This is a genomic window from Micromonospora sp. NBRC 107095 (assembly GCF_030269705.1).
In the GTDB taxonomy this organism is placed as follows: domain Bacteria; phylum Actinomycetota; class Actinomycetes; order Mycobacteriales; family Micromonosporaceae; genus Micromonospora; species Micromonospora parva.
Genome location: NZ_BSTU01000001.1, coordinates 205,647 through 230,354 on the forward strand (window position 1 = coordinate 205,647; position 24,708 = coordinate 230,354).

At 69.9% G+C, this 24,708-nt stretch carries 22 protein-coding genes and 1 tRNA gene; 16 read left to right on the top strand and 7 right to left on the bottom strand.

The annotated features are described in order from the left end of the window. The first annotated feature begins 28 nt into the window (after nt 1-28). Entirely contained in the window at nt 29-1,117 is a 1,089-nt protein-coding gene (locus QSK15_RS01010; protein WP_285792478.1) for a hypothetical protein, read from the top strand. Continuing rightward, nucleotides 1,065-1,724, top strand: a complete 660-nt coding sequence (locus QSK15_RS01015; RefSeq protein ID WP_285792479.1) for a hypothetical protein — start codon at nt 1,065-1,067, stop codon at nt 1,722-1,724. Before QSK15_RS01010 ends, QSK15_RS01015 begins: the two co-directional genes overlap by 53 nt. Nucleotides 1,725-1,757: 33 nt before the next feature. Here the strand turns inward: QSK15_RS01015 and QSK15_RS01020 are convergent, their stop codons facing one another. From QSK15_RS01020 to QSK15_RS01030, 3 genes are all read right to left on the bottom strand, one after another. Beyond that, the gene (locus QSK15_RS01020; RefSeq protein ID WP_285792480.1) at nt 1,758-2,564 is read right to left on the bottom strand and encodes a WecB/TagA/CpsF family glycosyltransferase; all 807 of its coding nucleotides are present in this window, start codon (nt 2,562-2,564) and stop codon (nt 1,758-1,760) included. Further along, nucleotides 2,561-3,676: an NAD-dependent epimerase/dehydratase family protein gene (locus tag QSK15_RS01025; protein ID WP_285792481.1), complete on the bottom strand. Its 1,116-nt coding sequence runs from the start codon at nt 3,674-3,676 to the stop codon at nt 2,561-2,563. The genes QSK15_RS01020 and QSK15_RS01025 overlap by 4 nt, the downstream gene beginning before the upstream one ends. 64 nt (nt 3,677-3,740) lie before the next feature. Beyond that, nucleotides 3,741-3,826: transfer RNA gene (locus QSK15_RS01030), tRNA-Leu, on the bottom strand. Between the two features lie 207 nt (nt 3,827-4,033). On the opposite strand from QSK15_RS01030, the gene QSK15_RS01035 reads away from it, so the two are divergent. The 9 genes from QSK15_RS01035 (at nt 4,034) to QSK15_RS01075 (ending at nt 14,662) form a co-directional block, all read left to right on the top strand. Continuing rightward, nucleotides 4,034-4,822 (top strand): FHA domain-containing protein, encoded by a 789-nt coding sequence (locus QSK15_RS01035; protein ID WP_007454122.1) that lies wholly within the window; start codon nt 4,034-4,036, stop codon nt 4,820-4,822. A gap of 6 nt (nt 4,823-4,828) precedes the next feature. Next, a complete protein-coding gene (locus QSK15_RS01040; protein WP_030331975.1) occupies nt 4,829-5,314 on the top strand; it encodes an FHA domain-containing protein FhaB/FipA in 486 nt (161 codons plus the stop codon). Further along, nucleotides 5,311-6,780: a PP2C family protein-serine/threonine phosphatase gene (locus tag QSK15_RS01045; protein ID WP_285792482.1), complete on the top strand. Its 1,470-nt coding sequence runs from the start codon at nt 5,311-5,313 to the stop codon at nt 6,778-6,780. The genes QSK15_RS01040 and QSK15_RS01045 overlap by 4 nt, the downstream gene beginning before the upstream one ends. A 30-nt stretch (nt 6,781-6,810) precedes the next feature. Then, a complete protein-coding gene (locus tag QSK15_RS01050; RefSeq protein ID WP_285792483.1) occupies nt 6,811-8,304 on the top strand; it encodes an FtsW/RodA/SpoVE family cell cycle protein in 1,494 nt (497 codons plus the stop codon). Beyond that, nucleotides 8,301-9,806, top strand: coding sequence for a peptidoglycan D,D-transpeptidase FtsI family protein (locus QSK15_RS01055; protein ID WP_285792484.1), 1,506 nt, complete (start codon nt 8,301-8,303; stop codon nt 9,804-9,806). Before QSK15_RS01050 ends, QSK15_RS01055 begins: the two co-directional genes overlap by 4 nt. A 1-nt stretch (nt 9,807) precedes the next feature. Further along, on the top strand, nt 9,808-11,217 hold the full coding sequence (locus tag QSK15_RS01060; protein WP_285792485.1) for a serine/threonine-protein kinase: 1,410 nt from the start codon (nt 9,808-9,810) through the stop codon (nt 11,215-11,217). Beyond that, the gene (gene pknB / locus QSK15_RS01065) at nt 11,214-13,031 is read left to right on the top strand and encodes a Stk1 family PASTA domain-containing Ser/Thr kinase (protein ID WP_285792486.1); all 1,818 of its coding nucleotides are present in this window, start codon (nt 11,214-11,216) and stop codon (nt 13,029-13,031) included. The genes QSK15_RS01060 and pknB overlap by 4 nt, the downstream gene beginning before the upstream one ends. A 19-nt stretch (nt 13,032-13,050) precedes the next feature. Next, entirely contained in the window at nt 13,051-13,755 is a 705-nt protein-coding gene (locus QSK15_RS01070) for a SanA/YdcF family protein (protein WP_285792487.1), read from the top strand. 235 nt (nt 13,756-13,990) lie between these two features. Then, the gene (locus QSK15_RS01075) at nt 13,991-14,662 is read left to right on the top strand and encodes a DUF2690 domain-containing protein (RefSeq protein ID WP_285792488.1); all 672 of its coding nucleotides are present in this window, start codon (nt 13,991-13,993) and stop codon (nt 14,660-14,662) included. Between the two features lie 198 nt (nt 14,663-14,860). Here QSK15_RS01075 and QSK15_RS01080 read toward each other — a convergent pair whose 3' ends face one another. Genes QSK15_RS01080 through QSK15_RS01095 form a run of 4 tightly spaced genes read right to left on the bottom strand, consistent with a single transcriptional unit; the run spans nt 14,861 to nt 18,195 of the window. After that, complete coding sequence (locus QSK15_RS01080; protein WP_285792489.1) at nt 14,861-15,511, bottom strand: aminodeoxychorismate/anthranilate synthase component II; 651 nt, start codon at nt 15,509-15,511, stop codon at nt 14,861-14,863. Between the two features lie 2 nt (nt 15,512-15,513). Continuing rightward, a complete protein-coding gene (locus QSK15_RS01085; RefSeq protein WP_285792490.1) occupies nt 15,514-15,795 on the bottom strand; it encodes a hypothetical protein in 282 nt (93 codons plus the stop codon). A 4-nt stretch (nt 15,796-15,799) separates the two neighbouring features. Further along, complete coding sequence (locus QSK15_RS01090) at nt 15,800-17,398, bottom strand: class E sortase (protein WP_285792491.1); 1,599 nt, start codon at nt 17,396-17,398, stop codon at nt 15,800-15,802. Then, on the bottom strand, nt 17,395-18,195 hold the full coding sequence (locus QSK15_RS01095) for a DUF881 domain-containing protein (RefSeq protein WP_285792492.1): 801 nt from the start codon (nt 18,193-18,195) through the stop codon (nt 17,395-17,397). Before QSK15_RS01095 ends, QSK15_RS01090 begins: the two co-directional genes overlap by 4 nt. Nucleotides 18,196-18,416: 221 nt before the next feature. Between QSK15_RS01095 and QSK15_RS01100 the strand changes: the two genes are divergently transcribed. From QSK15_RS01100 to QSK15_RS01120, 5 genes are all read left to right on the top strand, one after another. After that, on the top strand, nt 18,417-18,680 hold the full coding sequence (locus QSK15_RS01100; protein WP_030331997.1) for a cell division protein CrgA: 264 nt from the start codon (nt 18,417-18,419) through the stop codon (nt 18,678-18,680). A gap of 204 nt (nt 18,681-18,884) precedes the next feature. Beyond that, nucleotides 18,885-21,083: a (Fe-S)-binding protein gene (locus tag QSK15_RS01105; RefSeq protein WP_285794289.1), complete on the top strand. Its 2,199-nt coding sequence runs from the start codon at nt 18,885-18,887 to the stop codon at nt 21,081-21,083. A gap of 116 nt (nt 21,084-21,199) precedes the next feature. Then, on the top strand, nt 21,200-22,513 hold the full coding sequence (locus QSK15_RS01110; protein WP_285794290.1) for a hemolysin family protein: 1,314 nt from the start codon (nt 21,200-21,202) through the stop codon (nt 22,511-22,513). Beyond that, nucleotides 22,506-23,507, top strand: coding sequence for a hemolysin family protein (locus QSK15_RS01115; RefSeq protein WP_285792493.1), 1,002 nt, complete (start codon nt 22,506-22,508; stop codon nt 23,505-23,507). Before QSK15_RS01110 ends, QSK15_RS01115 begins: the two co-directional genes overlap by 8 nt. A gap of 167 nt (nt 23,508-23,674) precedes the next feature. Then, nucleotides 23,675-24,688: a C40 family peptidase gene (locus QSK15_RS01120; protein WP_279519523.1), complete on the top strand. Its 1,014-nt coding sequence runs from the start codon at nt 23,675-23,677 to the stop codon at nt 24,686-24,688. Nucleotides 24,689-24,708 lie beyond the last annotated feature (20 nt).

Sequence of the window (24,708 nt, forward strand, 5' to 3'; positions counted from 1 at the left end):
ACCCCGGTCCACGGGGCCTGTCCGGACGATGGAGTTCGTCTACCATGAATCTCCATCCACAGCCCCGGGGACGGTTTTCGTGGCGCGGAACTGGTCGTGGTTGAAGGAGAACATCGAGCCGCTCGTTGCCTTGACCCTGGCGATAACGGTGAGCCTGCTCGGCATCGTCGACGTCGTCTCGGTCGAGTTGGTCAACAAGGCGATCCCCCTGACGCTGGCGGTCTTCGCATTCGCGCTGCTGCGCGACCGTTGGCGCCGCGATGCCAGTGACCGCGACGTCAAGGCGACCCTGGGGGCGTCCTCGGTCACCCTGCAGAAGGTCTCCGCGCAGTTGGAGCAGGTCAATGCGCTGAATTCGCTGGTCGTGCAGGCGCAACGGTCCCTCGACGAGGTGTCGACCGTCCGAGTGCTCACCGGGCCGGCCATCTCCGAGGCGTTGGCTGAGGCACGGCACCGGACCGACCGGTGGAGTTTTCGGGGTGGCACCGGGACTTTCACCCGCATCGTGACCCTGCCCGAGTGCGTGGACAAGGCCCGGCGTGACCGCCGCTCACTGGCCTTCCGGCTGGAGATCCTCGACCCGCGTGACATCGACCTGTGCGAGGAGTACGCGCGTCTCTACCGCTCGCTGTCCGAGGATCCGAGCGCACGCGAGCAGGCCTGGGACGGGGACGGTACGCGGCGCGAGATCTACGCGACCATTCTCGCGGCCTGCTGGCACAAGGAGATGTACGGACCGCTCAGCATGGAGATCGGGCTCTCGAAGGTCATTTCCACGTTCCGCTGGGATCTCTCCTCGCGATCCCTGGTCATCACCCAACGAGGGCCCCGGTTCCCGGCCATGGTGATCGACAGTGGTCGGTACTACTACGATTGCTGGAGTACCGAACTGCAGACCAGCTTCGAACAGTGCCCGAAGGTCCCGCTCGAATTGGCCCGCCGCGTACCGCTCGGTGTCCGGCCCGAGCCAGCGGACGTGCGACGGCTTTTCGCCGTACTCGATCTGCAGCTTCCGAAGGAATACACAGACGCCGACGTTTCCAAAATTGTGGAGAAGGCCCTCTATGATCGGGATCCGTACACGCGAGGAGCTGGAGACAGCGGCGCTGTTGCTTGACCAGGGCTCGCCGGACGAGTTGCGACTCCTCACCCGATCGATCGTCGATGGGTTCTGCACGGGCCGGCTGGCGAGCAGGTCAGTGGGTCACCCGCTGGGCTTCGTCTGCTTTCCCGTGCTGCGGGAGGGACTCGACGGGTTGTGCGTGCACGCCTGGTTGCCGGGTGCCGTGCCACCGTTCACGTCGGCCAACGCCGTCCACGCGCACAGCTGGGACCTGACGAGCTTCGTGGCGGTGGGAACGTTGGGTAACCAGCTCCACACGGCACGGGAGCACGATGACGGTCGGTATGAGCTGTACGAGGTGCGGAGCACGTCGCGGGACGACGAGATCCGCCCCACCGGGCGGCGAGTGGACGTCATCGGGAGGCCGATGCTGCCGGAGCGGACGGGAGAGGTCTACCGGCTGCCCGCCGGCGCCTTCCATCTCTCCGACGACCACGACGCGGCACCGGTCGTGACGCTGGTGCTCGGCACCGGGCGACCCGACCTCGTCAACCTGATCGTCGACCGGCCCGGGCTGGCACCGCGCCGGACCCGCCGGACCGAGCACACACCTGACGAAACCCGCCGCCTGGCCGACAGAGTGCGGGCTCTTCTTGTCTGAGCCCGCCTCCTGAGGGCACCGGCTGGGAGCCGGTCAGACCGAGAAGCTGGCCGGCCGCTCGGTGGCCGGCGCCGGCGGGCGGGCCTTCCACAGGCCGAGCTTCTGCGCGACCAGGCGGCTCAGGTAGGCCGGGTTGAGGATGATGTAGCGGCGCCAGAGCCGCTTCGGCTCCAGACCGAGTCGCCAGAACCACTCCAGGCCGGCACGCTGCATCCACGGCGGGGGCTGGCGCAACAGCCCCGCGTGGTAGTCGAAGGCCGCGCCGACCGCCATCAGCGGCATGTCGAGCAGCGGCCGCATGGCGTACGTGAAGACCTCCTGGCGCGGGCAGCCGAGCCCGACCAGGACCAGCCGGGCACCGCTGGACCGGATCCGGTCGGCGATCTCGGTGTCCTCGCCGGGCTGGACGGCACGGAACTTGGACGGCTCCACCCCGGCGATCTTCAGCGCCGGGAACATCCGCTCCAGGGCCGGGATCAACCGGGCGAGGGTCTCCTCGGTCGAGCCGTACAGGTAGACCGGCAGACCTTCGTCCGCGAACCGCGACAGCACGTGCAGGGTCAGGGTCGGCCCGTACACGCGGTCGCTGAGCCCGGCGTGGTGCAGCAGGTTGAGCGCCCACCGCACCGGCTGCCCGTCCGGCGTGACCACGTCGAAGGAGTTGAGCCGCGCGTTGTGCGCCGGGTCGAGCACCCCGGTCATCACACCGTGCACGGCCAGCGCGGTCAGCGCGAGGGGACGCCGTTCGTGCGCCGCGGTCACCACCGCGTCGGTCGCCGTGGCGTAGTCGGTGGCGTCGACCAGGACGCCGAGCACGTTGCGCTTGGTTCGGGTGCTCACGGCTGGGCCACCCACTTGTCCACGTTGGCCTCGTAGATTTCCCGCAGGATCATCGGCACGTCGTAAGTGATCTTCCAGTCCGGATACTGCGCCTCGAACCGCGCCATGCTGCTGACGTACCACTGGTGGTCGCCGGTGCGGTTCTGCTCGACATAGTTGATCCGTGCCTCACGGCCGGTGATCTCCTCCGCGATGCGGAACGCCTCGATGTGGGAGGTGTTGGAGTGGCGACCGCCGCCGAGGTTGTAGACCTCCGCGGAGCGGGGGGCCCGGAAGAACGCCTCGAACGCGGTCAGCACGTCGTGGGAGTGGATCGCGTCCCGGACCATCTTGCCCTTGTAACCGAAGAGGTTGTACGTCCGGCCCTCCATGACGCAGCGCATCAGATAGGCCAGGAACCCGTGCAGCTCGGCCGCGGAGTGCGCCGGGCCGGTCAGGGTGCCGCCCCGGAAGCAGGCGGTCTTCATGTCGAAGTAGCGCCCGTACTCCTGGACCATCACGTCCGCGGCGACCTTGGAGGCGCCGAAGACCGAGTGCAGTGAGTGGTCGATCGACATCTCTTCGGTGATGCCCTGGTACCAGCGGTGGTCCTCGGGCAGCTCGTACCGGGTCTCCAGCTCGATCAGCGGCAGGCTGTTGGGCCGGTCGCCGTAGACCTTGTTGGTCGAGCAGTGGATGAACGGCACGTCGATCGCGTGCCGGCGGGTGTTCTCCAGCATGTTGAGCGTGCCGCCGGCGTTCACGTCGAAGTCCGTGTACGGCTCCTTGGCCGCCCAGTCGTGGCTCGGCTGCGCGGCGCTGTGGATCACCACGGCGATGTCCGAGCTGTACTTCTTGAACACCTGCTCCAGGCCGTCCCGGTCCCGGATGTCCACCGCGAAATGGGTGTAGGCGTTACCCAGGTCACGGCTGAGCCGTTCAAGGCTCCAGGAGGTGGAACCGTCCTCGCCGAAGAAGTACCGGCGCATGTCGTTGTCGATGCCCACGACATCCAGACCGAGGCCGGCGAAATGCCGGACGGCCTCGGAGCCGATCAGACCACCCGACCCTGTCACCAACGCGACACTCACACGCCACTCCTGGTCCATCGGAGGCAGAATCCATCGGAGCATAGCGTGACGTCCGGCACGCCCCGATATGACGGAAGGGCTCCGCATATGCGGAGCCCTTCGTCGGTGGTGGGGATGGGGGGAGTTGAACCCCCACGCCCTTTCGGGCACACGGACCTGAACCGTGCGCGTCTGCCATTCCGCCACATCCCCGTGGCACAACCCGGAACACCTTAGCCGCCCCGGCCCCGCTGTCGCCAACGGGCCCCGGGAATACTACGCTGTCCCCGGCGCTCGCCACGAGCGGTTACCGTTCGTGGCGGACGAAAGATTAGCACGACAGTCCCGGCCCTTCCGAACGGGTCGAGAGCAGCCGGCCGAGCGGCGTGTGAGCTGCGCGCGCGCCGGCCGGATACCATCATGTCCTCGGGACCCGAGGAGGAGCCGGTGAGCGTGCTGCAACGCTTCGAGAAGCGTCTGGAAGGCCTGGTCGAAGGGGCCTTCGCCAAGGTCTTCAAAGGGGTGGTCCACCCCGTGGAGATCCTCAACGCCATGCAGCGGGAGGCCGAGGCGCACAAGGCGATCCTGGCCGGTGGGCGCACGTTGGTGCCCAACCGCTACGTGATCGATCTCTCGCCGTTCGACCATAGTCGGCTGGCGCCGTACGCCGCCGCGCTGGCCCAGGAGTTGGCCCAGTCGCAGGCGGAGTTCATCGGCGAGCAGGCGTGGACGGTCTACGGCGACGTGATCGTCGAGATCGAGCGAGGTGAGGGCCTCGACACGGGCATGTTCCGGGTCACGGCCGAGGTCTACACCGGCGGCGAGGTCGCCCCGGTGTCGGCACCCGGCTACGACGCCGGCCCGCCCGCCTACCCCGCGTACGACCAGGGCGGTGGCTACGGTCCGCCGCCCGGGCACGGCGGCGGTCGCAACGTGCGGCTTGTCTCCGGCGACGGTCGCACCTATCCCCTCCAGATGGGGTCGACGGTGATCGGTCGTGGCGACCAGGCCAACCTGCGGCTGCCCGACGTGGGCATCTCGCGGCGACACGCCCGGCTGGATTTCGACGGGGGCCAGGTCGTGCTGACCGACCTGGGTTCGACCAACGGCACCATGGTGAACGGGCAGCGGGTCTCCGCCGTCGCGCTCAACCCCGGTGACATGGTCCAGCTCGGTACGACGACGCTGACCTTCCGCGTGGACGGCTGAGCCGCCTTGCCGGAACTGGTCATCACCGTTGCCCGGTTCGGGTTCCTGATCCTGCTGTGGATCTTCGTGTTCACGGTGGTCGGCGTGATCCGCCGGGACCTCTTCGCGGGCGCCCGGTCCGGTCGCCTGGTGGCCGCGCCACGCGCGGTGGGCGCCTCGACGGGGCAGGCGGCCAAGCCAGCGAAGGTGAAGCGGGGCAGGGCGGCGCACCAGCTGGTGGTGACAGCCGGTCAGCTGGCCGGCACCAGGATCACTCTCGGTGAAGCTCAGATCACCATCGGTCGAGCCGAGGACTCCACCCTGGTCATCACCGACGACTACGCCTCCGCGCGACACGCCCGGCTCGTGCCGCGTGACGGGCAGTGGTACGTCGAGGATCTCGGCTCGACTAACGGCACGTACCTCGATCGCGCTAAGGTCTCCGGACCAACCCCCGTCCCCCTCGGCGTGCCGATCCGGATCGGCCGCACTTCCCTCGAATTACGGCCATGACTCTGACCCTGCGCTATGCGGCCCACAGCGACCGCGGTCTGATCCGAGACGGCAATCAAGACTCCGTCTACGCCGGGCCGCGGTTACTCGCCGTTGCCGACGGCATGGGCGGTATGGCCGCCGGTGACGTCGCCAGCAACATCGTCATCGGTGCCATGGCGCCGCTCGACGAGGACGTCCCGGGGGACGCCCTCGTCGATGCGTTGCGTTCGGCCGTGGGCACCGCCAACCAACAACTCCGCGACACGGTGGACGCCAACCCGCAGTTGGAGGGGATGGGCACCACGCTGACGGCGACCCTCTTCACCGGCAGCAAGCTGGGAATGGTCCACATCGGCGACTCGCGGGCCTATCTGCTGCGCAACGGCGAGTTCGCGCAGATCACCAAGGACGACACGTACGTCCAGATGCTCGTCGACGAAGGCCGGATCAGCGCCGAGGAGGCAAGCAGCCACCCGCAGCGGTCGCTGCTCACCCGCGCCCTCGACGGTCGGGACATCGACCCGGAATACTCGGTCCGCCAGGTCATGCCGGGCGACCGGTACCTGATCTGCAGCGACGGCCTCTCCGGTGTGGTCAGCGCCGAAACCATCGGCGAGACCATGCGGGAGTACGCCGACCCGCAGCAGTGTGTCGAGCGGCTGGTGCAGCTCGCGCTGCGCGGCGGCGGGCCGGACAACATCACGGTGATCATCGCCGACGCCACCGACCAGGACATCGTCGAGGCGACCCCGATCGTCGGCGGTGCCGCCGCCCGGGACCGGGGAATGGCGACCTCAGCCGACGACTCGACCCCGGCCGCCCGAGCCTCGGCGCTCTCCGCGCCGCGCCCGGCCGCGCCCGAGGAGCCGGCGGCCGCCGACGACGAACCGGACCGGCCGAAACGACGCCCGGTGCGCACCGCCGCCATGGCGCTGGCCGTGCTGGTGATCGTCGGTGGGGCGGCGTTCGGCGGCTGGACGTACACCCAGCGGCAGTACTACGTGGGAGCCACCGAAGAGGGGCAGATCGCCGTCTTCCGTGGGGTCCAGGGTCAGATCGCCGGGATGGACCTGTCCAGCGTGCACCGCCGCAGCGGCACCCGGCTGGACGACCTCACTGTCGCCGCGCAGGACACCGTCAAGGTCGGCATCCGGGCCAAGAGCGAGCCGGACGCCGAGCGTCAGCTCGCCGAGCTGACCAGCGACACCCCCAGCAACCCCAACCTGAAGCCGCTCTGCCCACTCGACCCGACCGCCGCCGCGGTCAACACGCCCACGCCCACGCCGATCGGTTTGACGCCGACCCCGAACGGCAGCCCGAGCGTCAACGCCTCGTCGACCCCCAACGGGGTTGTCAGCGCAACCCCGACCGCCGGTGCCACCACCGCTCTCGGGGGGGCCGGCGCGACCACCACACCCGACGTCACGCCCTCAGACTCGGCCACGCCGGCGCTCGACCCGGCCAGTTGCCGGTCTCCTGAGTGAGCGTCGGCTGAGATCCCGAGGACTCCACCCGTGACCGTAGCGGCCACACCGGCACCCTCGCCCGCCACCGCGGGCGAGCAATCCGGCGTACGCCTGGCGCGGTCGCGCCGCAACGCCGAGCTGTCCCTGCTGCTGCTCGCGATGGTGCTGGTGGCCGCGTACGGGGCGACCGTCGAGGCGAACCTGCTGGACACGGTCACCTCGGACTTCTGGATGCCGGCCGCCGCGCTCGGCGCGGTCTTCCTCGGCCTGCACCTGGTCATCCGGTTCCTCGCCCCGTTCGCCGACCCGGCCCTGCTGCCGGCGGTGGCCCTGCTCAACGGGCTCGGGGTGGGCTTCCTGCGCCGGATCGACCTGGGCGACGCCCCGGTGGCCGAGCGGGAGAACCTGGCCGTCTTTGCCGGGCAGGGCGGGCGCCAGTTGGCCTGGACGCTCGGTGCGGTGATCCTCGCCGCCGGACTGCTCGCCATCATGCGTGACCACCGCTCGATCTCGCGGTACGCGTACACCCTGGGGCTGGCCGGTATCGTGCTGGTGATGATCCCGGCGGTGCTGCCGTCGAGCATCTCCGAGATCAACGGCGCGAAGCTGTGGATCCGGGTGGGCAGCTTCTCCATCCAGCCGGGTGAGTTCGCCAAGCTGGCGCTGCTGGTCTTCTTCGCCTACTACCTGGTGCGCAAGCGTGAGGTGCTGTCGCTGGCCAGCCGGCGATTCCTCGGCATCGACTTCCCCCGTGGCCGTGACCTCGGCCCGGTGGTCGGCGTCTGGCTGATCAGCGTCCTGGTGCTGGTCTTCGAGAAGGACCTGGGCACCTCGCTGCTCTACTTCGGCATGTTCGTGGTGACGCTCTACATCGCCACCGAACGGGTCAGCTGGCTGCTGATCGGCCTGGTCCTCTTCTTCGGCGGCGCGTACCTCGCCTACGTCCTCGGCTCGACGGTGGGCGGGCCGTTCGCCAACTTCTACCTGCGGGCGGAGATCTGGCTGGACCCGTTCGCCGACCCGACCGACAAGGGCTACCAGCTCGTGCAGGGTCTGCTCGCCCTCGGCACGGGCGGGCTCTTCGGTGCCGGGCCGGGCGGCGGTCAGCCGGAGATTCTGCCCGAGGTGCAGAACGACTTCATCTTCGCCGGCATCGGTGAGGAGATCGGCCTCTTCGGCCTCTCCGCGCTGCTGGTGGTCTACCTGCTGATCGTGGAGCGTGGGCTGCGTGCCGCGCTCGCCGTCCGGGACTCGTTCGGCAAGCTGCTCGCCGGTGGTCTGGCGTTCACCCTCGGCCTCCAGGTCTTCGTGATCGTCGGCGGGATCAGCAAGCTCATCCCGCTGACCGGTCAGACCACCCCGTTCCTGTCCGCCGGTGGGTCGTCGCTGATGGCCAACTGGCTGCTCATCGCGGTGCTGCTGCGGGTCTCCGACGGCGCCCGCCGTCCGGTGACCGGAGGAGGCGGCGGCAAGGCCGTCCGTCCCAGCGGCGGCCCGCCGGAGCAGCTGCACGGTGCTCCCACGGAGGTGATCAAGCCGTGAACGCACCCCTGCGCCGCGTCGGCGTCGTCGTCATGGTCCTGTTCGGTCTGCTCTTCGCCAACCTCAACTGGATCCAGGCCTACAAGGCGGACGAATACCGCACCAGCGACTACAACGGCCGGGTCCAGGTCGCCGAGTACGACCGCAAGCGCGGCAACATCGAGGCCGGCGGCACCGCGCTGGCCACCAGCAAGGAGACCACCGGCAACCTGAAGTTCCTGCGCACCTATCCGGGCGGCGCCAAGTACGCCCACGTGCTCGGCTACAAGCCGGTCAACCTGGCCGACCAGGGCATCGAGCGGTCGGAGAACGACTTCCTGGCCGGCACCAGCGACCAGCTGATCGGTGACCGGTTGAAGGACATGTTCACCGGGGATGACACCGGCGGCGGCAACGTGCTGCTCTCGCTCTCCAAGAAGGCCCAGGACGTGGCATACGACCAGCTGGGCGACAACCGGGTGGGCGCGAAGCGGGGCGCGGCGATCGCCATCGACCCGCGTACCGGGGCGGTGCAGGCGCTGGTCTCCATGCCGAGCTTCGACCCGAACCCGCTGGCCAGCCACGACAGCAACGAGGCAGCCGCGGCGTACAACAAGCTGGAGAAGGACCCGGCCGAGCCGTTGAAGAACCGCGCGCTCGCCGAGACGCTACCGCCGGGCTCCACCTTCAAGATCGTGGTCGCCGCGGCGGCTCTGGAGAACGGCGTCACGCCGACGACCCAGATCCCGGCCGGTTCCAGCTACACCGCGCCGACCTCCGGCGAGCCCATCAGCAACGCCACTCCGTCGATCTGCCCGGGACGGCAGGTGAGCCTGCTGGACGCTGTCACCTACTCGTGCAACACCGGGTTCGCCCAGCTCGGCGTGCGGCTCGGCGCTGACACTGTCAAGGAGAAGGCCCGGCAGTTCGGCTTCGAGCAGGAGGACCTGACCGTCGGCCACCTGGGTGAGGGTGGCCTGCCCACGGCGGCGAGCCGGACCGGGGACATCCAGAACCCGGACGGCAGCACCGACCCGGCCGCACTGGCCCAGTCCTCGATCGGCCAGAACAACGTGCGGATGACCCCGCTCGAAGGCGCCATGATCGCTGCGTCGATCGCGAACAACGGCAGTCAGATGCGGCCGTACCTGGTCCGGCAGTGGCTCGCACCGGACCGGACCACCAGCTACTACACCGCCAAGCCGCGGGAGCTGCGCCAGCCGGTCAGTTCCCAGGTCGCCACCGACCTGCGCGGGATGATGGTCAGCGTGGTCCAGAAGGGCACCGGCAAGAGTGCCGCGATCGGCGGCTACACGGTCGGCGGCAAGACCGGCACCGCCCAGTCCGCCCCGGATCGTCCCGACCACGGCTGGTTCATCGGCTTCGCGATGGACAAAGACGGCAACCCGGTCTCCGCGGTCTGCGTGATGTTGGAGCAGGCCGGTCCGGGCGGCAGCGGCGAGGCCGCCCGGATCGCCGGTCAGATCATGCGGGCCGCCATCACCGACCCGGGGGGTCGCTGACATGCTCAGCCCTGGCGTGCAGCTCGGCAACCGCTACCGCCTCGACGAGCGGATCGCCAGCGGCGGCATGGGCGACGTCTGGCGCGGCACCGACCAGGTGCTCGGCCGGACGGTCGCGGTGAAGAGCCTGCTGCCCGCCCTGCTCGACGACCCGGACTTCGGTGAGCGGTTCCGCGGCGAGGCCCGCACCATGGCCACCATCAACCATCCCGGCGTGGTGGACGTCTACGACTTCGGCAACGACCAGCAGATCGCCTTCCTGGTCATGGAGTACGTCGAGGGTGACGCCCTGTCGTCGACGTTGAGCCGGGTCGGCCGGCTCACTCCGGCCCGGACGATGGCCCTCGTCGCGCAGGCCGCCGACGCGCTGCACGCCGCGCACGAAAAGGGCATCGTCCACCGCGACGTGAAGCCGGGCAACCTGCTGGTCCGGCCGAACGGCACGCTGGTGCTGACCGACTTCGGCATCGCCCGCTCCGACCTGGTCGGCCAGCTCACCGCCGCCGGTTCGGTGCTCGGCACCGCCTCGTACATCTCGCCGGAGCAGGCCACCGGCGGCGTGGCCACCCCCGCGTCCGACGTGTACGCCCTCGGCGTGGTCGCCTACCAGTGCCTGGCCGGTCGGCGACCGTTCGAGGGCGACAATCCCCTCGACATCGCGATGCGGCACGTCCGGGAGACGCCCCGGCCACTGCCGTCCGACATCCCTCCGCAGGTGCGTGCCCTGGTGGAACGGGCGTTGGCCAAGGACCCGGCCGCCCGCTGGCCGAGCGCCGCCGCCCTCGCCGGGGTCGCCCGTCAGCTCAAGGCCGCGCTGTCCCAGCAGGCCCGGGCCGCCGGCAACTCCGGTCCGGTCTCGGCGGCGCCCGCCTCGCCCGCCGCGCCCGGCCGGGCACAGGTGCCGCAGGCGCATCAGATGCGTCCGCCGGCTGCCCGCCCGCCGGTGGGCGGGCCCCGGCCGACGGCGATCGCGCCCGCCCAACAGCCACGCCCCACCGCCGTCGCGCCGGCTGTTCAGCCAGCCCGGCCGCAGGGCGCACCGAACGGCTACCCGCGCGGTGCCGCTGCCGTGCCCGCCGGGCCACCCCGGCAGGAACACCCGCCGGCGTACGTCCGACAGGCCGGTCCGGCAGTGCCGTCACCCCAGCCGCAGCGGTCCCGGCCCGGAATGGTGCTCCTCGCCATCCTGCTCGCCGTGCTGGTCCTGCTCTGCTCCGGCGTGATTTCCTACAACCTACGGAAGCAGTCGCAGGCCGGTGCATCGGCCGGGCTGGCGCCGCACACCGTGGCGTCCGGCGCGCTACGACTCGACGGAGGCGACGATCCGACCCGGACGTCGTACCGTCGGGAGGTACGACTCCAGCCGGGCGACGGCGGGACGACGACGAGCGAAGGACGACAGACGCGATGACAGCGCAGGCCCGCCTGCTCGGTGGCAGGTACCAGGTCGGCGAGCTGCTCGGCTATGGCGGTATGGCCGAGGTGCACCGCGGTCGCGACCTTCGGCTCGGTCGGGACGTCGCGATCAAGATGCTCCGCACCGACCTCGCCCGGGACGCGACGTTCCAGATGCGGTTCCGTCGGGAGGCGCAGAACGCCGCCTCACTCAACCACCCGGCGATCGTGGCGGTCTACGACACCGGCGAGGAGACTGCGCCGACCGGCGAGACGCTGCCGTTCATCGTCATGGAGTTCGTCAACGGGCGGACCTTGAAGGAGGTCCTCGGCGCCGAGGGCCGGTTGCAGCCGCGCCGGGCGCTGGAGATCTGCGCCGACATGTGCGCGGCGCTGGAGTTCAGCCACCGGCACGGCATCATCCACCGGGACATCAAGCCCGGCAACGTGATGCTCACCCAGACCGGCCAGGTCAAGGTGATGGACTTCGGTATCGCCCGTGCCCTGGCCAGCGGCGCGACCACCATGACGCAGACCAGCGCGGTGATCGGCACGGCGCAGTACCTGTCTCCTGAGCAGGCCCGCGGTGAGGCCGTCGACGCGCGCTCCGACGTGTACGCGGCCGGCTGCGTGCTGTTCGAGCTGGTCTGCGGCCATCCCCCGTTCGTCGGGGACAGCCCGGTCAGCGTCGCGTACCAGCACGTACGGGAGACGCCGCCGACGCCCAGCGACATCAACCCCGATGTCACCCCGGCCGTCGACGCGATCGTGCTCAAGGCGTTGTCGAAGAACCCGCTCAACCGCTACCAGAGCGCCGGCGAGATGCGGGCCGACCTGCTCCGCGCCGCCGCCGGCCGGCCCGTGCTGGCCACCCCGGTGCTGCGCGAGGCGGAGACGGTGGCGATGGCCCCGGCCGGCGGTGGGGGTGGCTATCCGGCTTCCGGCCGCGGGCCGCAGACCGGGCAGATCCCTGCCCGGGTGGGAGACCCGCGTCAGCGCAAGGCGTCCTCCTGGTTGATCGCGATGTTCAGCGCGGTCGGCGTGCTGGCGGTGATCGCCCTGGTCGCCGCCCTGCTCTGGAACATGCAGCAGGGCAAGGACCTGAAGGCGGTGCCCACCCTCACCGGCAAGAGCCAGGCCGTCGCGATCGACGAGATCCGCAACGCCGGGTTCTCACCGAAGGTGGGTGAGCCGGTGCTGGCAAGCGACTGCACGAAGGGCAACGTCGTCAACCAGGATCCGGCACCGACGAGCCGGCTGGAGCAGAACGGCACCGTCACCATTCAGGTCTGTGGCGGCGTTCCCGAGGTCCGCGTTCCGGCCGGGCTCAAGGGCAGCAAGCGGGAGAGCGCCATCGCCCGGCTGACCGAGGCGAAGCTCAAGTACGAGGTCAAGACGGTGGACGCCGAGGCGAGCGAGGACGAGGTTCTCGACGTCGACCCGCCCTCGGGCGAGAGCGTCCCCGAGGGCACGAAGATCAGGCTCACGGTCTCGAACGGCAAGGTTCGGGAGGTGCCGGACGTGGTCGGTTTGAGCCAGGACGACGCCACCCGGTTCCTCAAGGACAAGGGCTTCGTGGTCGTCGTGCAGAACGGGCCGGAGGTGCCCGCCGATCAGGCGGGGAAGGTCACCGACCAGAGCCCGAACGGCAAGGAGAAGAAGCCCACCGGCACGAAGGTGACCATCAAGGTGAGTCAGCCGGAGCCGGAGACCGACCCGACACCGACGATCACGCCGACGGCCACTCCGACGACCACGCCGACCACTCCCGGCAACGGGGGCGGCATCGGTCTGCCGTTCCCACCCCCGCCGAGCCGGCCGCAGGACTAGGCCACCCGTGGGCAGCGGCATGACCGAGGCTGGATCGTCCCCGGTCGAGCCGGCCGAGCCGGTGCGGCGGTGGCCCCGACGCCTCCGCTGGCTGGCACTCTCGGGGCTCGTCGTGCTGGTGCTCGCCAGTTCCCCGTGGCTGTGGACGACGCTCGCCGCCCGCGGCCACGTGTACGCTGCCGCCGACGCGCCGACCGCCGACGTGGTGATCGTGCTCGGTACCGAGGTGGCAGCCGACCGACAGCGGCCCGGGGATCGTCTCGCCGGTCGCCTGGACACCGCCGCCGAGCTGGTGACCAGCGGGCGGGCCACTGTCGTTCTCGTGTCTGGCGACGGCGGTGGCGCGTCAGGTGACGAGCCGGCGGTGATGACGGCGTACCTCTCCGAGCGCGGGGTGGACAGGCGTCGCGTGGTGGCCGACCCGTTCGGCCTGGACACCTACGACACCTGCGCGAGAGCGCGCGAGGTGTACGGCGTCGAGCGGGCGCTGATCGTCACCCAGTCGTACCACCTGTCCCGGGCGGTGACGCTGTGCCGCCATCTCGGCCTCGACGTCGACGGGGTGACCGCCCGCTGCGATGGTTGCGGCACCGCACTACTCGCCGAGAAGTCGGTCCGCGACTACTTCGCCAGTGGCAAGGCGGCGTGGGACGCCGTTCGGAACCGTCCGCCCGCGGTTCGCTCGCCGGCAGATCCGGCGGTCCAGAACGCGCTGAAGCTCTGACCTGTCCGCTGAGGTCCCCGGTCTGATAAGCGGAGGACGGACCAATGCCCAGGTACAGACGGTAGGGAACCTGTCTGGTTGCCGGCGTTTCGGCAACCAGCGTCGGTGCGCGCTCAAAACCGTTCCGTAGCAACAAAATCTTAAATATTTGAGTCCATTGACATGCGTGCCGCGATCCTGATCAAATGAGTGACCCTTGCACTCAGTGAGGGGCATATCACTTTACGGGGGTTCCATGCGCACGCCCATGCGTGCTGCCCTGCTGCTGGCAGCACTTGTTCCGCTCATCATCGTCGGACCCGGCACGTCATCTGCCTCCGATACCTCACCGGCCGCATCGGCACAGGCTTCGGAGTCGGCCAAACCGACCCTGCCGACGCGCGAGGAGGCCATCGCGAAGGAGCGGTATGGCCGGGATGATGTGACCCTGCCGAGCCGTACCGTCAGGCATGCCGACGGTTCCGTCGAGACCATTGCCGACCCCGCTGCTGTCCGCGCGCTCAGTTCCACCCTCGCGGTCGGCGACTCCTGCGGTTCGGCCTGTGACGGCAAGGATCCAGCGTCCTACCTCGCGCCGATGCCCGGCGGGCCGTCCAACTACCGCTACTGCAGCACGGACGCCGTGACTGTTTACACGAAGAGCAACGGGTACGACTCGCGGGTTGAATTGCGTTACAGCCCCGGTTGCCGTACGGCATGGACCCGTGGCTGCTGCTACACCTCGATCGCCGGCTTCGGCTACTACTCCAACGGCAATGCCCGACTGTCGGTCTACAACCACGACGGTCGTTTCAGTGGTTCGAGCGTATGGACGGCCATGCTCGACGACGCGGGTTACACGTACAAGGCATGCTATGACGCCCAAATTGGTGGACCATCAATCTGGTCCTGCACGAGTCGCTACTAGCGCCCGAGCTAGAGGGCCGAAGGGCGGGTAATCGGACAGGATCGCCGCGACCGACGCGGCGATCCTGTACCTCCCGCATTGGTCGGTTCGTCAAGCCTTCGGCGTTGCGTCGCTGGCCGTTCTGGCCGTCACACCGCCGACCGTGCGGGCCCGTCGCCAGCATGACGACGAGTTCTGCCGGACGACAGGGGGTGCTTGTCAGGTGGTCGCGAAAGCGGCCAGGCGACGGGCGTCGACCTCGGCGGCCAGCGCCGGTGCGCGCTCCAGCGCCTCCGCGTGACCGCAACTGGCCAGCCAGTTGGCCAGCATGAGGTGGCCGCCCTCGGTGAGCACCGACTCCGGGTGGAACTGGACGCCCTCGATGGGCAGCGTCCGGTGCCGCATCGCCATCACCACTCCGGAGCCGGTCCAGCCGGTGACCTCCAGCTCGTCCGGGAGCGTTTCGGGCAGCACGGCGAGGGAGTGGTACCGGGTGGCGGTGAACGGGTCGGGCAGACCGGCGAGTACGCCGACCGAGTGGTGTCGCACCTCGGAGGTCTTGCCGTGCAGCAGCTCGGGGGCCCGGGTGACGGTGGCCCCGAACGCCTCGCCGATCGCCTGGTGACCGAGGCAGACACCGAAGATCGGCAGCTCGCCGGCGTACTTCCGGATGACGTCCAGGCAGATGCCGGCCCGGTCGGGGCTGCCCGGCCCGGGTGAGAGCAGGACGCCGGCGGCGCCCACTCTGCCCACCTCGGCGACGTCGATCTCGTCGTTGCGGCGGACCTCGCAGTCGACGCCGAGCTGGCCCAGATACTGCACCAGGTTGAAGACGAACGAGTCGTAGTTGTCGATCACGAGGACGCGCATGGTCACCTGCTCGGGGAGGACGGCGCTGGGTTGTTCTGGTCGGTGTCGTACGGCAGCTCGTGATCTTCCCCGAGCGGGGTCTCCCCGGTCACCGGGTCGCCGCCGCCACCGGTCTCGGCGGGAACGCCAGACTCGACCTGCACGTCGTCGAAGGGCAGCAGGGGCTCGGCCCACGGGAAGGCGACATACCAGAGCAGCGCGACGGTGGCGGCCACCAGCAGCACCGAGCCGGTCAGCTTTCCGACCAGGCCGAAGGGGAGCTTGCGCCAGATGAACGCGTACATCGGGTCAGCCTCCCAGCTCCGCCGGGCGGCCCGCCGACTTGGGTTGGGTACGGTCCAGCTCGGCGTGGATGATCAGACGCTGGTAGTTGTCGAACTTCGGGTTGCACGTGGTGAGGGTGAGCATCCGCTTGGTCGCCTTCTTGTTCGGCTCGCCGGGCACCGGTGCCACCACCTCCACCTGCGTCGGCTTGACGATCCGCGACTGCGACACCCGGTAGACGTACCAGTCGGTCTTGCTCTCGACCACTATCGCGTCGCCTTCGCTGAGCTCGTCCAGCCGCCAGAAGGTGGCCCGGTTGCGGTGGCCGGCGACGGAGAAGTTGCCCACCTGGCCGGGGAGCGCGCTGGCCGGGTAGTGGCCCGGGGCGTAGCGGATGTCGGCCTGGGTGACGCCCTCGACCACCACCCAGTTCTTGTCGAGCTTGGGGATGTAGAGGCCCGCGAGCGGCTTGCCGCGTACCGGCGGTGACGGCTTCGCGCTCGGGCCGGCCGCCGACGGGGCGACAGTCGGGTCGTCGGTCGGGCCCCACGCCTGGGCCAACTCGTTGTTGAGGTCGTTCTGGTGGGCGTCGACGATGGCCGACTTGCCCCAGACCTCGTACCCGGCGAAGAGCAGCACCACCAGGCCGAAGGTGATCAGGACTTCGCCGGTGACGCGGATGCCGGTGCGCAGGCGGGAGCCGAACGACGGCCGGGTGAGCTCGGAGTAGACGCTCTTGTAGCCCTCGCCGGTCTGGTGCGGCCGGAGTTGGACCACCCGCTCGCCCCGACGCGGCTGGGGAGGGTCGGCGGGGTTGCCGCCGGTCGGCTCGGCGGGGACCGCGGTGCGGGGAACGGCACCCATCAGCGCGGTCGAGTCCATGGTCGGCGGCCTGGTGGCGGGTGTGGCGGGCACGGCCGGAATCAGCGCGGTGGCGGCCGGATCCGCGCCCCGGTCACCGCCGGCGCTCGGCGGGACCCGGCCGGGCCCGGTCGACGACGCGACGCCTTCCGGCCCGGCCGCTGCCGCGCGACCGGGGGCGGCCGGTGACACGGGCGTGGCCGGTGAGGCCGGGCCAGCCGGGGTGGTCGGAGGGCCGGTGGGTCGTGCGGGCCGGGCGGTGACCTGCGGAATCGGCGCTGTCGGTGAGTCAGCCAGCGGCGGCGTCGAAGGGCCGGAGGAGGCCGGCCGGCTGGGCGGGCCGGAGGCCGTCGGGCGGGTCGGCATCGGCATCCCGCTGGGCGCGGCCGGTCGGGCCGGTGCGTTGCCGGGGGCGGCGGGCCGAACCGGCCCCTGGTTGCCGGTGGTCGGTCGGCCGGGGGTGGTCGCGGGGGGACCGCCGGCGTTGCCGTGCGGGCCCGGCCCGGGAGCTGCGGTGCCCGGCCAGGGCGGTGGGGCTTCGACACCCGGTCGGCTCGGCGTCTCGTTGGCCTCAGGTCGGTCGACGCTCGGTCGCGTCGGTTGTCCGGCTCGCGGAGGGTGCAGCACCGGCTCGGGCCAGTTGCTGGCCGGGGCCGGCCGGTCGGCTGCCGACCTGGGCCGATCGAGCGGGGGCAGGAAGGCGGTCGGCTCGTCGGTCTGGTCCCGGTGTCGCCCGTCGCGACGCTCGTCCGGCCCGCTCATTTGGGCACCGTCGCCGAGCGCAGGGCGGTGGAGTCCTCGAATGCGGGAACTCGCACCGTGGAAACCTTCTCCGTGTAGCCGAGCTGGTAGTCGTCGACCGCGTCCTTGAACAACCGGACTCCCTGAGAGCTGGCGAGGGCCTGCTGGAGGGCAGCGGGATCGCCGATTGCTACGATCTTGAACGGTGGGGAGTACACCCGGCCGTGAAGTAGCAGGGTGTTACCGACGCAGCGTACCGCGCTGGTGGTGAGCACGCGGACGTTCATGATTGACATGGCCTCGGCTCCGCCGGCCCACAGCGCGTTGACCACCGCCTGTACGTCTCCCTGATGCACCACCAGGTCGTCGTTGCTGGCGTCCGACTGGGTCTGGTCGATCTGTGGTGCGTCGTTCAGCTCGACGGTGACCCCGGGCCCCGTCAGGGCGGTGAATCCGGCGTCCTGGAGGCTGCCCTGTGCGCGGTTCTGCTGCTCCTTGATCGGGACGTCGGAGCCGGCCAGTGTGTTGGTCCGCTGCTCGACCTCGCCGCGCAGCTCGGCGGCGCGGCGTTCGCTGGCCGCCACCTGTTCGCGGCGGTCCTCGATGAGCTGGTTGAGCTGGGGCCGCCGGTCCTCCCGGAGAGCGGTGCCGCCTGCGGTCGTGGCGGTGGTGGTGAAGAGCAACCCGGCCGCCGCCGCGATCAGGGGCACCCCGATCGACCAGCCCGGACGGCGCTGACGCGGTCGCCGGGGCAGCAACCCGGCAGCGGCCCGTCGGAGGACCTTCTGCCAGGAGGTTGCGCCGGATGTGTACTCCACCGAGCGTTCCTTCCGCGTGTCGGGGATCGGTCCGTGCCGGCCGGGCCGGCGATGCGAACAGTCCCGCCTCTTTCGGTCACTCCGTGCACCGGCCTGACCCCATTCGTGGTCCAGGCGGCCAATCGGGACTACGCTAGCTCTCGAACATTATTGGCCATGGACCGTCGCCCCCGCGCCCGGTTGTCAGGCCGGACGAGGTCGTCACCCCTCTGGAGAGCGCCGTGCCCAAGTCTCAGGTCCGTAAGAAGAAGGTGTACACCCCGCCGACGGACGTCCGTCCGACGACGACGGCGTCGTCGCGCAAGCCTAGCCCGGTGTGGTTGCCGGTCACCGCGGTCGCCTTGATCGTCGTCGGGATCGGCTGGCTGGTGCTCTACTACCTGTCCGAGCAGGAGTACCCGGTCATGGCGTGGGGTTACTGGAACCTCGCCGTCGGCTTCGGCGCGATGGTCGCCTCGCTGGCATTGCTCTCCCGCTGGCGTTGATCTGACCGGCCGTCGCGTCGGCGGTCTCACGTCACCCGTCGAGCCCCTGCCCGGCAGGATCGGGCGGGGCCCCCTATGGTGTGCGCAGGCAGCGTGGCCTACTGCGAGATGACTCACGTTACCGCTGGGTAACCTTCGCGTAGGCTGCAGTGCATGACCGAGCAGAGCGAGGTCATCAGGCAGCAGACCGGGGAGGCCAACTCGATGGGCAGCGTCCAGATCGTCACCACGATCCTCGCGGCCGCCATCACCGCCGTGGCGGTGTGGCTTGCGGTACGCGCGGTCATGAAGATGACGGCCGTCATCCGGCTCGGACAACCCGCTCCGGAGCGGTTCTCCGACAAGGGCGCCCGTACCAAAACCATGCTGGTGGAGACCGCCGGCCACACCCGGATGCTCAAGTGGGGCGTGGTCGGTGCGGCGCACTGGTTCGTGATGGTCGGCTTCATCGTGCTGTCGCTGCTGGTGCTCGAGGCGTACTTCGAGGTGGTCACCCCGACCGGCGGGCTGCCGATCATCGGGCACTGGACGGTCTTCGGCCTGGCCACCGAGATCATCACCGTGCTGGGCCTGATCGGCATTCTGGTGCTGATGGTGATCCGGTTGCGCAACCGGCCGACCCGGCCGGGCGGGCGGTCCCGGTTCACCGGATCGACGATGTGGCAGGGCTACTTCGTCGAGTGGATCGTGCTGCTGGTCCTGATCTTCGGCCTGCTGATCCGCGGCTTCAAGGTCGCCACCGACCACTTCGAGTACCCGCTCTGGGCCACTCCGGTCAGCCACGCGGTCGGCGCGGTGCTGCCCGACTGGTCGGACGGGGCGAGCGTCGCCGCGCTCATCAAGATCGCCATCTCGATGACCTGGCTGATCGTCATCTCGCTGAACGTCACCATGGGTGTCGCCTGGCACCGCTTCCTGGCGTTCCCCAACATCTTCTTCAAGCGGGAGCCGGCCAAGCCGGCCGGCTCCGGTCTCGGCGCGCTGCGCCCGATGACGAGCCAGGGCAAGCCGCTCGACTTCGAGGAGGCGGACCCGGAGAAGGACCAGTTCGGCGTCGCCCACGTCGAGCAGTTCAGCTGGAAGGGCCTGCTCGACTTCAGCACCTGCACCGAGTGCGGTCGCTGCCAGTCGCAGTGCCCCGCCTGGAACACCGGCAAGCCCCTGTCGCCGAAGCTGCTGGTGCTCAGCCTGCGCGACCACGCGTACGCCAAGGCGCCCTACCTGCTGGCCGGCGGCGGCAAGGACCTGACCGGCGAGGAGAAGGCCACCCAGGCCCAGCTCGCGCACCTGGACGTGCTGGCCCTCGCCGAGGCCGACAAGCCGCTGATCGGCACCGCCGAGGAGGGCGGGGTCATCGACCCGGATGTGCTCTGGTCCTGCACCACCTGCGGTGCCTGCGTCGAGCAGTGCCCGGTGGACATCGAGCACGTGGACCACATCGTCGACATGCGCCGCTACCAGGTGCTGATCGAGTCGAGCTTCCCCTCCGAGGCCGGCGTGATGCTGCGCAACCTGGAGAACAAGGGCAACCCGTGGGGCGCGCCGCAGAACACCCGCGAGGACTGGACCAAGGGCCTGGACTTCGAGGTGCCCCGGGTCGGCGAGGTGGACGACTTCGAGTACCTGTTCTGGGTCGGCTGCGCCGGTGCGTTCGAGGACCGGGCCAAGAAGACCACCCGCGCGGTGGCCACGCTGCTCAACGAAGCGGGCGTGAAGTTTGCGATCCTGGGCGAGGGCGAGACCTGCTCCGGTGACCCGGCGCGACGGATCGGCAACGAGTTCGTCTTCCAGATGCTCGCCCAGCAGAACGTGGAGACGCTGAACGAGGCGTTCGAGGGCCGGGACAAGACCAAGCGCAAGATCGTCGCGACCTGCCCGCACTGCTTCAACACGCTGGGCAACGAGTACGGGCAGCTCGGCGGCGAGTTCGAGGTGGTCCACCACACGCAGCTGCTCGCCCACCTGGTCGCCACCGGCAAGCTCACCCCGGTGCAGCCGGTCGACGGCGGGGTCACCTACCACGACCCCTGCTACCTGGGTCGGCACAACCGGATCTTCGCGGCCCCCCGGGAGGTTCTGGGCGACTCCATCGCAGGTGACCTCACCGAGATGCCGCGTAACAGCGAGCGGTCCTTCTGCTGCGGTGCCGGCGGCGCCCGGATGTGGATGGAAGAGAAGATCGGCAAGCGGATCAACGTGGACCGGGTCGAGGAGGCCATGGCCACCGGGGCGAAGACCGTCGCCGTCGGCTGCCCGTTCTGCTCGACCATGCTGAACGACGGGGTCAACGGCAAGGGCGCCGGCGAGCAGGTCGAGGTGATCGACGTGGCGAGCGTGCTGCTCCGTTCGGTCAAGCCCGAGCAGCCGCAGAGCGGCAAGGAGACCGCGCCGATCGGCGGCTGAGACGCGTACCTCCGGGTTCTGAAACATCGATGGCGGCGGCCCCTGCGGGCCGCCGTCGTCGTGCAAGAATCTCGCCGAGGTGAGGCGACATCGACGGCCTACTCTTGACGACGTTGTTGCCCCTGGTCGGTTTCGTAGCGCTGACCGCGGGCAACGCGTTCTTCGTCGCGGCCGAGTTCGCCCTGGTCACTGTCGATCGGGCGGAGATCGACAGGCGGGCCGTCGCGGGCGACGAGGCAGCCCGGACGGTACGCGCGGCGCTGCGCGAACTCTCCTTCCAGCTCTCCGGGGCGCAGCTCGGCATCACCATCACCGCGCTGCTCACCGGCTACCTGGCCGAGCCGGCCCTGGCCCGGCTCTTCGCCCCGTTGCTGCGCCCGATCGCCGGCGACAACACCGGGCGGATCACCCCGTTCCTCGCGTTGGCCCTGGCCACGCTGATCTCCATGCTGTTCGGCGAGTTGGTGCCGAAGAACGCGGCGCTGGCCCGGCCCATGCCGGCGGCGTTGGCCACGGCCGGCCCGATGCACGCGTTCTCCCGGACGTTCGGCTGGTTGATCCGAGGGTTGAACGGCTCGGCGAACCGCCTGGTCCGGGCGCTCGGTGTGGAGCCGCAGGAGGAGTTGGCCAGCGCCCGCTCGCCGGAGGAACTGGGCCTGCTGGCGGGCATCTCGGCGCGGGCCGGCGCGCTGCCCACTGACACCGCGATGCTGCTACGTCGCACCATCCGCTTCGGTGACAAACGGGCCGCCGAGGCGATGACTCCCCGGGTGGACGTGGTCGCGCTGCGCGTCACCGCCACGGTGGCCGAGCTGCTGGAGGAGTCGCGGCGGACCGGGCGGACCCGGTTCCCCGTGTACGAGGAGACCCTGGACCTGGTGACCGGCGTGGCCGCCGTGCCCGACGCCCTGGGTGTGCCGCTGGCCGACCGGGCGTCGACGACCGTCGGCTCGGTGGCCCGCGAGCCGGTGTACGTGCCGGAGAGCCTCAACCTGGACGGTGTGCTGGCCGCGCTCAAGGCGGCCGGGGCCGACCTGGCCATCGTGGTCGACGAGTACGGCGGCACGGACGGTGTGGTGACCGTCGAGGATCTCGTCGAGGAGTTGGTCGGGGAGATCGCCGACGAGTTCGACCCGGCGAGCGTGGACGACGACGGGTCGGCCGAGCTGACAGTGCCAGGCGGGGAGCGCACCGTGCTGGTCGACGGGGTGCTCCGCTCCGACGAGCTGGCAGAGCAGACCGGCTTCCGGCTGCCCGAGGGGCCGTACGAGACGTTGGCCGGGTACCTGATGGCCCAGCTCGGGCGCATCCCGCTCGCCGGTGAGACGGTCGAGGCGGACGGGTGGGAGTTCACGGTGGTCGAGGTGGAGCGGCACCGGATCGAGCAGGTCCGGGTGGTGCGCCCGGCGGATCCGGACGACGATGACTGAGCTGTTGGTGACAGTGCTGCTGCTGCTCGGCAACGGGTTCTTCGTGGGCAGCGAGTTCGCGCTCATCGCGTCCCGTCGGACGGTGATCGAACCGTTGGCCGCCGGGTCGAAACGGGCCCGCTGGGCGTTGTCGGCGATGAACCAGATTCCGTTGATGATCGCTGGCGCGCAGCTCGGCATCACGGTCTGCTCGTTGGGGCTGGGGGCGATCGCCGAACCGGCGCTGGCGCACCTGCTGGAGCCGCCGTTCCACGCGGCCGGCCTGCCGGAGCGGGCGGTGCACCCGGTGGCGTTCGTGCTGGCCCTGGGTGTGGTGGTCTTTCTGCACACGGTCGTCGGCGAGATGGTGCCGAAGAACATCACGCTGGCCGGTCCGGAGGTCTCCGCCCTCTGGCTGGGGCCGGCGATGCTGGCGTTCTGCGTGGCCACCAAACCGTTGCTGCTCGCGATGAAATGGGCGGCCCGGCGGGTGCTGGCGTTGTGGCGGATCGAGGCGTCCGAGGCGGTGAAGACGGTGTTCACCGCCGAGGAACTGGCCGGGTTGGTCTCCCAGGCGCGGACCGAGGGGCTGCTCGACGCGGAGCAGCACGCGCGGATCACCGGCGCGCTGGCCCTGCACGACCGCACGGCGGCGGACGCGCTGCAACCGTGGTCGACGGTGGTGACGGTGGCCGAGGACGTCTCGCCGGCGTCGCTGGAGGTGCTGGCGACCCGGACGGGCCGGTCCCGGTTTCCGGTGGTGCAGCGGTCGACCCGTCGCGTGCTCGGCTTCGTGCACGTCAAGGACGTGATCGGGTACGCGGGCCAGGGTCGCCGGTCGCCGGTGCCGGCCGACGTCTATCGACCGCTGGCCGTGGTGCCGCCGGAGCGCACGTTGGCCGACCTGCTGTTGGCCATGCGTCGGGAGCGGCGGCACATGGTGCTGGTCAGCGACGGGCGACGACCTCTCGGTGTGGTCACTCTTGACGATGTATTGACCGCAATCGTTGGGTGACTGGCCAATACCCTTGGTGTGCAAGCGGTTGCACGACAGTGATGGTTACTGCGCCCGCCTTGATTACCGCTCCGCGCTTCCCTAATGTGGGGCACCGACCGCTGTGGGTCGTCTGCCTCGGCCCTTCCCTCACGCGAGGCGCCCGGCGGTCGGTTGCAAAGGAGTCGGTGCCGGTGGCAACCATGCCCCCTCATCGTCACGACCTGTTTGCGTCTGCTCGCTCTGGTGGCCTGCGCCGCGCCGCCCATCGGGTGCTGGTCCTGGTCGCTGCTGCTGCGGTCGGCGCCGGTCTACTGACCGCGCCGGCGCATGCCGCGCCCACGGTCGACGAGATCGAGGCGCAGATCGACAAGAAGTGGGAGCAGTTGGAGCCCACCATCGAGCAGTACAACAAGGTTCGGGCGCAGCTGAAGGTCAACCGGAAGAAGTCGGCGGACCTGCAGAAGAAGATCGAGCCGCTGGCGCTGCAGAGCGAACTGGCGCTCAACCGGGTCGGCGACCTCGCCTCCCGCTACTACATCTCGGGCCCGTCGCACGACATCGGCGCGCTGCTGGTCAGCGCCAAGCCGGACACGCTCACCGAGCAGCTCACCATCCTCGACCGGCTCGCCGCGCAGGAGCGCAAGGAGGTCGAGGGTGTGCTGGCCGTGCGGGCCAAGTACGACGGCGAGAAGCAGAAGCTGGACGCGCTGATCGTCACCCAGACCAAGCAGCAGAACGATCTGTCGGCCAAGAAGAAGCAGATCGACGCCGAGATCAAGCAGCTCGAGGCGTCGATGCCGAAGACCACGGTCAAGACCGCGGCCTGCCCGACCATCAACGGAGTGGTCAGCGAGGCGGCCCGTACCGCGATCAAGACCGCCTGCGGGAAGGTCGGCAAGCCGTACGTCTGGGGTGCCACCGGCCCGAACTCGTTCGACTGTTCGGGGCTGACCCAGTACGCCTACAAGGCGGCGGGGATCTACCTCACCCACCACACCGGTGACCAGTGGAACGAGGGCAAGGCCATCGCGCGGGCCGACGCCCGCCCCGGTGACCTGGTGTTCTTCTTCTCCGGCCTGAGTCATGTCGGGCTGTATCTGGGCAACAACCAGATGGTGCACGCGCCCCGCGCCGGCAAACCGGTGCAGGTGTCCAGCATCACCACCATGCCCATCGCCGGGTTCCGCAGACCCGGCTGATCCACCTGACGCGACACGAC